Below are 10,321 nucleotides of genomic sequence, written 5' to 3' on the forward strand. Positions count from 1 at the left end.
CGCGCCATCCCCGTCAGCATCGGTCGAGAGCGCGTGCCCACCCCCGGCCCCTCCCGCTTGCGGGAGGGGGGAAGAAGAAGAGTCCATCGGGATGAACCATTGCGGGGTCGCGCGGAAGATCACTTTCGCCTTCGAGCGCCACGAATGCGGGTAGCTGTGCTTGAAGTCGTCGCTCGCCGCGAGCAACGCACCTGCCTCGCGCAGGTCCGTACAGATCGGACCGTCCGCGCTCACGAACTTCTTGTTGATGACGCTGCCCTCACCGCCGCGCCATGCCCAGTCGGCACGGTACATCCCCGCGCCGTCGACCGCGAAGACGGGGTCGAGCCCGTATTGCTTGCAGAGTTCGAAATCGTCCTCGCCGTGGTCCGGCGCCATGTGGACGAGCCCGGTACCCGCATCGGTCGTGACGAACTCGCCGGGGAGGAACGGGCGAGGCTTCGCGAAGAACCCGCCGAGTGCGCGCATCGGATGACGCGCGGTTGCGTCGGCGAGAGCAGAACCCTTCCCGCGCCAAAGGATGGCAGCGCCACCCTCCGCTCCGTCACCCCGGCGGAGGCCGGGGCCCACCTCACCGTGGTCTCCCCCGTTGGTAAGTGGGTCCCGGCCTCCGCCGGGATGACGGGAGGAGGGGTTCCGGGCGTAAAAACTCTCGATGAGCGCATCTGCGATCAGGTAACGGCGATCGCCGTCTGCCAGCAGAACATACTCGATCTCAGGCCCATAGCTCAGCGCCTGGTTCACCGGGATCGTCCACGGCGTCGTCGTCCAGATCACCGCATGCGCACCGACCAGTTCGGGCGCGTTCGGCGCGTCCACGATCTCAAACGCGACGTCAATTTGAGTGGAAACGATGTCCTCATACTCGACCTCGGCCTCGGCGAGCGCGGTCTTCTCGACCGGCGACCACATCACCGGCTTGGCGCCGCGGTATAGCTGGCCGCTCTCGGCGAACTTGAGCAGCTCGCCGACGATGGCGGCCTCGGCCTCGTACTTCATCGTCAGGTACGGATCGGCCCAGTCGCCCATCACGCCGAGCCGCTCGAACTCGGCCTTCTGCACGGCGACCCATTTCTCGGCATAGGCGCGGCATTCGGCGCGGAACTGGTCGACGGGGACGTCGTCCTTGTTGAGCTTCTTCGCGCGATACGCTTCCTCGACCTTCCACTCGATCGGCAGCCCGTGGCAGTCCCAGCCGGGAACGTAGGGCGCGTCCTTGCCCATCAGCGACTGCGAGCGGACGATGATGTCCTTCAGGACCTTGTTCATCGCGTGGCCCATGTGGATGTCGCCGTTCGCGTACGGCGGGCCGTCATGCAGGATGAACCGCTCGCGCCCGAGCCGCTGTTCGCGCAACCGGTCGTAGATGCCGAGCTTGGCCCAGCGCTCCAGGATCGCCGGTTCCTTCGCGGCGAGACCCGCCTTCATCGGGAAGTCGGTCTTCGGCAGGAAGACGGTGTCGCGGTAATCGCGGGCGGGCGCGGGAGTATCGGTCATAAGTGGGCCGGGCTGTAGCCGAGAGGGGGGGGACACACAAACAACTTCCCCGTCCTGCTCCCCTCCCTGGAAGGGAGGGGCCGGGGGTGGGTCGGCTTGAGGCTAGGGCGGGCATCAGCCAACCGGCCGACCCAACCCCCAACCCCTCCCTTTCAGGGAGGGGAGGACCCAAGAATATGTCGGGCCCGCGCGCAGTCGGCGTCCATCTGGGTCGTCAGGGCTTCGAGGCTGTCGAACTTCGCTTCGGGGCGGAGGTACTCGATCAGCGAGACCTCGACACGGCGGCCGTACAAATCCTCTGAGAAGTCGAAGAAATACGGCTCCAGCAGTTCCTTGGGCGGATCGAAGCTCGGGCGGATGCCGAGGTTCGCCGCGCCCTTCAGCACGCGCCCGTCGTCCAGCCGCCCGGTCACCGCGTAGATCCCGTACGCAGGGCGGAGGTAGTTGCCCATGTCGATATTCGCGGTCGGATAGCCGATCGTCCGCCCGAGCTTATCGCCATGCTGCACGTCGCCCTCGATCGCAAACGGCCGCGTGAGAAGGCGCGTCGCGGTCGCCATGTCGCCGGTGCGCAGCGCGTCGCGAATGCGCGTGGAGGACACCGTCTCGCCATCAAGCGCGACCGCGCTGACCGTCTCCGCGCGAAACCCGTGCGCGGCCCCGCGCGCGGCGAGCGTGTGGACGGTGCCGCTCTTGGCGTGGCCGAAGGTGAAGTCCTCGCCGGTGACGACGCCGCCCACCCGCAGGTTGCGCTCCAGCCGATCGGCGATGAACTGCTCGGCGGTCAGCGCGGCGAGATCGCCGTCGAAGTGGAACACCACCATCGCGTCGGCGCCGGCATCGGCGAGCAGCCGCTCGCGCTGGTCGAGCGTGGTGAGGCGGAACGGCGCAGTCGCGGGGCGGAAATGGCGAACCGGGTGCGGATCGAACGTCGCGACCAGCGCGGGACGGCCTTCGGCCTTCGCCCAGGCGATCGCGCGCGCGACCACCGCCTGGTGACCGAGGTGAAATCCATCGAAATTGCCCAGCGCGACGATCCCGTTCGCGAGATGCGAAGGAATGGAAGCGCCGCCGTCGAGCCGCTGCATGGAGGCGGGCTATAGGGGGGCGGGAAGGGTGGCGCTAGGTGTCACCGGATACGACGGGTTCCCTCCCTGAAAGGGAGGGGTTAGGGGCGGGTTGGCTACCGCAAGCTCCAGACGCCGTTCGCACAAGCTGGCCGATCCACCCCCGGCCCCTCCCTTTCAGGGAGGGGGGGAAGTCAGCGGGTCAGAGTGACGAAGCTGTATGCCGGGCGTTCACCCTCGGCTGGATGATCTTCGCGGGCGATCTCTTGCCAGCCTTTGAACGCAGGGACGGTGGCGTCGCCTTCCGGTTCGGCGTGGACTTCGGTCAGTTCTATGCGATCCGCATGGGGGAGAAACTGCGCGTAAATCTGCGCGCCGCCGATCACTGCGACGTCGTCCCCCGCCATCGCCAGTGCCTCCTCGACCGAATGCGCGACCTCGGCGCCTTCCGCCGTCCAGTCGCCCCGCGTCAGAACGATGTGGCGGCGGCCGGGCAGGGGGCTCGGGAAACTCTCGAAGGTCTTGCGCCCCATCACCATCGGCTTGCCCATCGTCAGCGCCTTGAAGCGCTTGAGGTCGGCGGGGATGCGCCACGGGAGGTGGCCGTCACGACCGATGACGCCGTTGGTGGCGCGGGCGAGGTAGAAGGTGATCATGCGGTGGTCATGCCGGAATGGGGGGCGGAGGGCTACTCCAAGTATTTCACCTACCTTACCCCCAAGCACCTCCCCGGCGGAGGCCGGGGTCCAGTTGGGAAGCGTCGCTAATTGAGCGCTGCTCCCCATTATTCCCACCTTTCCAACTGGGCTCCGGCCTTCGCCGGGGTGGCGAGGTGGAATGGAGCTCAGTTCGGAGCGTGCTCTTTCACATACGCCTCGGGATCCTTCTCGACGACCTTCACCCCGTTCAGATGATTCGCCTCGAACGCCGCGAACCGCACGCCAAGCTCGTGCCGCTCTTCCAGCGTCGCATGCTTGCGGAAATCGGTCAGCCCCTGGCGCTCTTCCTCGGCGAGATGATCGCTGTTCGCCTTGTTGCACTCGCCGACGGCCTCGAACCATGCGTCCGAGCCGACCGGGTGCTTGTCGACCGCTTCCCCCGTGTCGCGGATGTCGTTGTGATCCTCGATCGCGTCCTCGGTCTCCTCGGCGGCCGAGTCGGCGTCGTTGCCGCCGGTGCCGATCTTCATCAGCCGCGGGTAGAAGAAGCGTTCCTCCGCCTCGGCATGCGCGTCGAGCAGGTTCTTGAGGCGTGTCCAGAGCGCCGAGAGCGCCTCGGTGTCCTTGGCGTCGATCGAATCGATCTGCGCGAACAAGGCGCGCTGCTGCGCGTGTTCGTCGAGGATGAGCTGCGTGATGTCCATGATGGGCCTTCCGAATAGGTTCGGACGGTCAACCATGCGCGCCACGCCCGGTTCCTATTGCGATTCGCTCTCGTGTCAGACCGCGACCGGCGCCTTGATGTGCGCCTGCGCCACGTAATCGTGGAGCACGAAATCCTCATACTCGTACGCATCGATCGGGTCCGGCTTCCGCACGATCTCGAGCCGCGGCAACGGCCCCGGCGAGCGCGTCAGTTGCAGCTGCGCCTGTTCCAGATGGTTCGAATAGAGGTGGCAGTCGCCGCCGGTCCAGATGAACTCGCCGACCTCCAGCCCGCATTGCTGCGCGAGGATATGCGTCAGCAGCGCATAGCTGGCGATGTTGAACGGCACGCCGAGGAAGATATCGCCCGAGCGTTGGTAGAGTTGCAACGACAGCTTGCCGTTCGCGACATGCGTCTGGAACAGGCAATGGCACGGCGCGAGCGCCATCGCGTGCAGGTCGCCGGGGTTCCACGCGCTGACGATCTGGCGGCGCGAGGTGGGGTTGGTCTTGATCTGCGCGATCAGCTCGGCGATCTGGTCGATATGGCGGCCGTCCGCGGCGACCCAGTCGCGCCACTGCTTGCCGTAGACCGGGCCGAGATCGCCGTTCTCGTCCGCCCACTCGTCCCAGATCGCGACTTTCCGGTCCTGCAGCCAACGCACGTTGGTGTCGCCGCGCAGGAACCACAGCAGCTCGACGATGATCGAGCGGAGGTGGAGCTTCTTGGTGGTAAGGACCGGGAAGCCCTGTGCGAGATCGAAGCGCATCTGCGCGCCGAACACGCTGAGCGTGCCGGTGCCGGTGCGGTCCATCGTCTCGACGCCGGTCGAGAGCACGCGGTCCATGAGGTCTAGATATTGGCGCATTGGGTTTGCGTAGTCGGGTGTGAGGGCGGGCTCAAGCGGATGTAGTTGCGCGTGCGGTGGCGCGTGCCGCGGGGCAGGCGGGTATGTGCCGCCGCTGCCCGAGCTTTCCCCACGTATCGCCGACCTTGATGCGGCACGCGCGCTGTTCGCTGGCTTGCGTGATGCCACGGTCGAGACGGCGGCGGTCGCGTATCTTGATCCGAATCGGAGGCTTCTCGGGATGCGGCATGTCGTCGGGGGGCGGGATCAGGTGGCGATCTCGATCCGCACGGTCGCGGTGGATGCGCTGGCGTTCGGTGCGGTGGGCGTCGTGATGGCGCACAACCATCCGAGCGGAGATGCGACGCCGAGTGCGCGGGACGTGGCGTTCACGCGCGCGCTCGCGGCTGGGTTGCGGACGTTGGAGGTGGTGCTGCTCGATCATCTGGTGATCGCGGGGGACGAGGCGACGAGTCTTAGGGCGATGGGGGTGATTTGACCGTTTCGACATCAATCCTCCCCTGCAAGGGGAGGTGGCTGGCGCTTGCCAGACGGAGGGGTGAGACCCTCTCGATAGCGCGATACCTCTCCGTCAGCCCGATGGGCTGCCACCTCCCCTTGCAGGGGAGGATTAGGCGCTCACTTCAGCCGGCAAGCCCGGATCGCTTCCGGAGCCGGTCGCGGCCCGGCCGCCTTGAACGTCGCCAGATAGCCGCCCGCCGACGGCATGTCGTCCATATCCACCTGCGTGTACCCCACCGCCGCGAACTCGCACTTCAACAGCGCCGGTGGCGTCCCGTGGTCCTGCGTCCGGCGGTTCGCATCGACCACCACCACGAGCCCATCGGGCTTCAACGACGGCCGCAACCGCCAGAGGAACTCATACGGCTGCTCGATCTCGTGATACATGTGCACCATCAGCACCCGGTCGAAGCTCGCCTCGGGCAGCTTGGGGTCGTTCGGTTCGCCCAGCTTCACGCTGACGTTCGCTAGATCCTCGCGCGCGACGCGTTCCGCCAGTGTGTCACGGACGCTCGCGACGATGTCCTCGGCGAGCACGCGGCCTTCCTTGCCGACCCGCGCTGCCATGCGGATCGTGTAATATCCTTCGCCCGCGCCGATATCCGCGACCGTCATGCCCTTGCTGATCTCGGCCTTGTTCATGACTTCACCCGCCTCGTTGAGACGGTCGCGCGCTTCTTCGTTAGACCAGCGCGACGACACGATCGATGCAACCGGACGGTCGGCGGCGGGGAACACCGGCTCCTTGGGCTCGCGCTTGATCAGCGGCTTGCTGCCGTCGCATGCGCCCAATGCGAATAATGGGAGCAGGAACACCGGCGACAGCATCAGGGCAAGGGCACCCTTGAGCTTCAATCGACGTCCTCCACTTCGACGGCCTCGCCCGTCACGCGCTGCGACAGCGCCGCCGCCATGAACATTTCGAGGTCGCCGTCGAGCACGTCCGACGGGCTGGTCGACACCACGCCGGTGCGCAGGTCCTTCACCATCTGATACGGCTGCAGCACGTAACTGCGGATCTGGTGACCCCAGCCAATATCGGTCTTGCCGGCATTCTCGGCATTGGCCGCGGTCTCGCGGATCGCCAGTTCGCGCTCGTACAGACGCGCGCGGAGCTGGTTGTACGCCTCGGCCTTGTTCTTGTGCTGCGAGCGCTGGTTCTGGCACTGCACGACGATGCCGGTCGGGATGTGCGTGATGCGCACCGCCGAGTCGGTCGTGTTGATGTGCTGCCCGCCCGCGCCCGACGCGCGGTACGTGTCGATGCGCAGGTCGCTTTCGTTGTACTCGACCTCGATATTGTCGTCGACGACCGGATACACCCAGACGCTGGCGAACGAGGTGTGGCGTCGCGCCGCCGAGTCGTACGGGCTGATCCGCACCAGCCGGTGCACGCCGCTCTCGGTCTTCGCATAGCCGTAAGCGTTCTCGCCCTTCAGCAGCAGCGTTGCGGACTTGATCCCGGCCTGCTCGCCCGAATGCTGGTCGATCAGCTCGACCTTCAGGCCGTGGCGCTCGCCCCAGCGCGAATACATTCGGCTGAGCATGCCGGCCCAGTCCTGACTCTCGGTCCCGCCAGCGCCGGCGTTGACCTCGATATAGGTGTCGTTGGCGTCGGCCTCGCCGGCCAGTAGCGCCTTGATCTTGTCCCGGTCGGCACGCGCGGCGAGTTCGGCGAGCGCGGCGACGCCGTCCGCTTCCATCGCGGTATCGCCCTCGGCCTCCGCCATCTCGATCAGCTCGGCCGTGTCCGACAGCTCGCTCTGGATCGCACGCGTCGCGCTGATCGCCTCGTCGAGACGACGACGCTCGCGCATCACCTCCTGCGCGGCCTTGGGATCGGACCAGAGCGCCTGATCCTCGACGCGCGCGTTCAGCTCGTCGAGACGACGCAGCGCGCGGTCCCAGTCGAGGAAGCGGCGCAGCAGCGCCAGCGCGTCGTTGATGGTGTCTACGTGAGCCTGCGCTTCGGCGCGCATGGGTATTCTCCGGTCTTCGTCATGCCAGCGAAAGCTGGCATCTCCTGCGGCGAGGAGTGTCCTCCCTTACCACGAGATCCCAGCATTCGCTGGGATGACGGATTGATGTGCGATGACGTCTATATAAGGGCGCTAGTAGATTCCGCCTTGTCTTTGCAAGAAATCGCTGTCGCGCGGCGCTTCGGCCTTCTTCACCGCGGTGGTGGTCGCGGCCGCGGCCGGGGCTGCATCGGAACGCCGTGCGGCACGGCGCGGTTCGCTCTCGGGCTTGAACGCTTCCCAGATCACCGCGGGCTTGGGATCGTCGGTGTTCGGCCACGTGCCATAGACCGGGCGGCCGCTTCCGCGATCGATCCGGACCATGCGGATTCCTGCGGGCGCGCGGAACGGCAGCTTGGGCAAATCCTCATACGCCTTCACCGCGAACTGCTTGAAGATCGGCGCGGCGAGCGTCCCGCCCTGCGCCGCGCCGCCCAAATTCCGCGGCGTGTCGAAGCCGATATACAGCCCGCCGACGAATTGCGGCGTGCCGCCGATGAACCACACGTCGGTCGGTCCATTGTTCGTCCCGGTCTTGCCGAACATCGGCCGATCGAGATCGCGCAAGGTGACCGCGGTACCGCGCTGGACGACGCCCTCGGTGATGTGGACCATCTGGTAGGCGGTCATCGCATCGAGCACCTGGCGCTGGCGCGTAACCGGGCGCGGCATCGGCTTGCCGTCCCAGTCGGGCGCGTTGCACCGGTCGCACGGCCGCCAATTCTCCGGCCAGATCACCTTGCCATGACGGTCCTGGACGAAGTCGATCAGCGACGGCGGACCGCCTTTGCCGTTGTTCGCCAGGATCGAATACGCGTTGACCATACGCCCCACGGTCGTCTCGCCGGCGCCGAGCGCAAACGAGAGGTAGGGCGCGTAATCGCCGACCCCCATCTTCTTGATGGTCGCGACCACCTTCGGCATGCCGGTCTGCGCGGCGGTCCGCACCGTCATCAGGTTGCGCGACTGCTCGATGCCCCAGCGCATCGTGTGCGGCCCGGCGCCGCGCGAATTGCCGAAGTTGCGGAAGCATTTCTGCCCCAGCCGCGCGCCCTGATAGACGCAGAACGGACCGTCGACGATGATCGAGGCGGGCGTCATGCCGTTGTCGAGCGCGGCGGAATAGACGATCGGCTTGATCGTCGAGCCCGGCTGGCGCATCGCCTGCGTCGCGCGGTTGAACGCCTGCAACCTGTCGTCGAACCCGCCTTGCATCGCCAGCACGCGACCGCTGGCGGGCTCCTCGACGACGAATGCACCCGACACCTTGGGGATCGCCCGCAACGCGAACTGGCCGCCTTCCGGCGCCACCGCGATGATGTCGCCGACCTCGATCGCGCCGAACGCGTTGCCGCCCTTGCCGCGCACCGCCATCTGCGCCGCATAGCGCGGCAGCGTGCCGGTCTTGCCGGTGCGGAAGCCCAGGCTCCAGGCATTGCCGTCCTTGCCCGTTACGATCGCCGCGACCCAATCGCGGTAATCGAGCGCGATATTGCTGTTGAGCAAGGGCTGGAGCCAGTTGTCGTCCTCGATCTCGACATGGCGAATGGGGCCGTTCCAGCCGCGCCCGCTGTCGAACCGCACCAGCCCGTCGCGCAACGCCTGCTGCGCCAGATCCTGCAACCGCGCGTCGAACGACGTCCGCACCCACAGCCCGCCCGAATAGACGCTGTACGGCCCATCCTTCGCGCTTTCGCCGAACTTCGCCATCAGCTGGCGGCGGACTTCCTCGACGAAATAGCCGCCGACGCTCTGGAACTTCGGCGTACGCCGCAACACCGCGCCGAGCGGCTCCGCGTTCGCCTGGTCCCGCTGCGCACGCGTGATGAAGCCGTTGTCGAGCATCCGGTTCAGCACATAGTTGCGCCGGATCATCGCGCGCTCGGTATTGCGCACCGGATCGTAGTTCGACGGCCCCTTGGGAAGGATCGCGAGATACGCCATCTGCGCGAGATCGAGCTGGTCGAGCTCCTTGTCGAAATACGCATGGCTCGCCGCCTCGACGCCGAACGCGTTACGCCCGAGCGCGATCTGGTTGAGGTACAGCTCCAGGATCTGCGGCTTGGTCAGCGTGTCCTCGATCTTGTACGCCAGCACCGCCTCGCGCAGTTTCCGCGACGGCGAATAGGCGTTGCCGATCAACAGGTTCTTGGCGACCTGCTGTGTGATCGTCGAGCCGCCCTTGGCGCGTTTGCCGGTGCCGAGCTTGGTCACATAGTCGTACACCGCGCCGGCGAGGCCGGGATAATCGACACCGTGATGCTCGAAGAACGATTTGTCCTCGGCGGCGAGGAATGCCTTCACCAGCAGCGGCGGATATTCGGCATAGCTCAGCTCGACGCGCCGTTCCCGCGCGTAGGAATGGATCGGCGCACCATCGATCCCGCGTACGTTGGTCGGCAGCGGCGGCTCGTAAGTGCGCAGCGTATCCACGGAAGGCAGGTCGCGCATGACCGCGAACCAGAACGCGAAGATCGCGACGACGCCGAGCACGCCAAGCGCCAGCGCGGCCTTGGTCCAACGGCTCGACCAGGCGCGCGCGAACCCGCCGCGTAGCCGGTCGCTGGTGCGGCCTGTCGCCGTCGTCGAGTTGGGGGAGGGATCGGACGCCATGATTACTGCCGCAGCGTCTAGCAGGTTAGCGCGCGCTTGCCAGCCTCCGGTGCGATGGCGGGCGGGGGAGAGGCGCTCCGGACTTCCCGTCGGCTCCGTTCGACGGTCCGTCCGCAGAATACCGCGTCCCTTGGACCACGCTTCCACCCCTACCCAGTCACCCCGGGCTTGTTCCAGGGCCCACCGATCCGCAAATTCCACGGCTGGCGAGTCCGCGCAACGGTGGATGCCGGAACGAGCCCGGCATGACGGAGGGGTAAGGGGGGCTCTACTGTTAAATAAAACGATGTAAGGTCGCCCAACCCAACGATCCTCCCCCGCCAGGGGGAGGTGGCACCGAAGGTGACGGAGGGGGAGGACACGGCGCCCAGGATGCCCATAACACCCCCACC

The 10,321-nt window shown here is 66.6% G+C and carries 9 protein-coding genes; 1 reads left to right on the forward strand and 8 read right to left on the reverse strand.

What is annotated here, in order from left to right; genetic code table 11:
- The 5 genes from H8S47_RS18170 to H8S47_RS18190 all read right to left on the reverse strand — a co-directional run.
- On the reverse strand, positions 1–1,497 hold a 1,497-nt coding region (locus tag H8S47_RS18170), incomplete at its 3' end, for a class I tRNA ligase family protein (RefSeq protein WP_187505184.1).
- Positions 1,498–1,649: 152 nt separating this feature from the next.
- A complete protein-coding gene (locus H8S47_RS18175; protein WP_187505185.1) occupies positions 1,650–2,585 on the reverse strand; it encodes a bifunctional riboflavin kinase/FAD synthetase in 936 nt (311 codons plus the stop codon).
- Between the two features lie 173 nt (positions 2,586–2,758).
- Positions 2,759–3,220, reverse strand: a complete 462-nt coding sequence (locus H8S47_RS18180) for a dihydrofolate reductase (RefSeq protein WP_187505186.1) — start codon at positions 3,218–3,220, stop codon at positions 2,759–2,761.
- A 188-nt stretch (positions 3,221–3,408) separates the two neighbouring features.
- Positions 3,409–3,927, reverse strand: a complete 519-nt coding sequence (locus tag H8S47_RS18185) for a hemerythrin domain-containing protein (RefSeq protein ID WP_187505187.1) — start codon at positions 3,925–3,927, stop codon at positions 3,409–3,411.
- A gap of 75 nt (positions 3,928–4,002) precedes the next feature.
- The gene (locus H8S47_RS18190; protein WP_187505188.1) at positions 4,003–4,797 is read right to left on the reverse strand and encodes a thymidylate synthase; all 795 of its coding nucleotides are present in this window, start codon (positions 4,795–4,797) and stop codon (positions 4,003–4,005) included.
- Positions 4,798–4,882: 85 nt separating this feature from the next.
- On the opposite strand from H8S47_RS18190, the gene H8S47_RS18195 reads away from it, so the two are divergent.
- Positions 4,883–5,275 carry a JAB domain-containing protein gene (locus tag H8S47_RS18195; RefSeq protein WP_328805623.1) on the forward strand — a complete coding sequence of 131 codons (393 nt, stop codon included), beginning with the start codon at positions 4,883–4,885 and terminating at the stop codon, positions 5,273–5,275.
- Between the two features lie 140 nt (positions 5,276–5,415).
- On the opposite strand, the gene H8S47_RS18200 is transcribed toward H8S47_RS18195, so the two are convergent.
- From H8S47_RS18200 to H8S47_RS18210, 3 genes are all read right to left on the reverse strand, one after another.
- On the reverse strand, positions 5,416–6,126 hold the full coding sequence (locus H8S47_RS18200; protein ID WP_187505192.1) for a class I SAM-dependent methyltransferase: 711 nt from the start codon (positions 6,124–6,126) through the stop codon (positions 5,416–5,418).
- Positions 6,127–6,149: 23 nt separating this feature from the next.
- Positions 6,150–7,277, reverse strand: a complete 1,128-nt coding sequence (prfB, locus tag H8S47_RS18205; protein WP_187505189.1) for a peptide chain release factor 2 — start codon at positions 7,275–7,277, stop codon at positions 6,150–6,152.
- A gap of 132 nt (positions 7,278–7,409) precedes the next feature.
- Positions 7,410–9,929: a penicillin-binding protein 1A gene (locus H8S47_RS18210; RefSeq protein ID WP_187505190.1), complete on the reverse strand. Its 2,520-nt coding sequence runs from the start codon at positions 9,927–9,929 to the stop codon at positions 7,410–7,412.
- Between the last annotated feature and the right edge of the window lie 392 nt (positions 9,930–10,321).

The sequence above is a fragment of the Sphingomonas albertensis genome (assembly GCF_014358075.1).
GTDB lineage: Bacteria > Pseudomonadota > Alphaproteobacteria > Sphingomonadales > Sphingomonadaceae > Sphingomonas > Sphingomonas albertensis.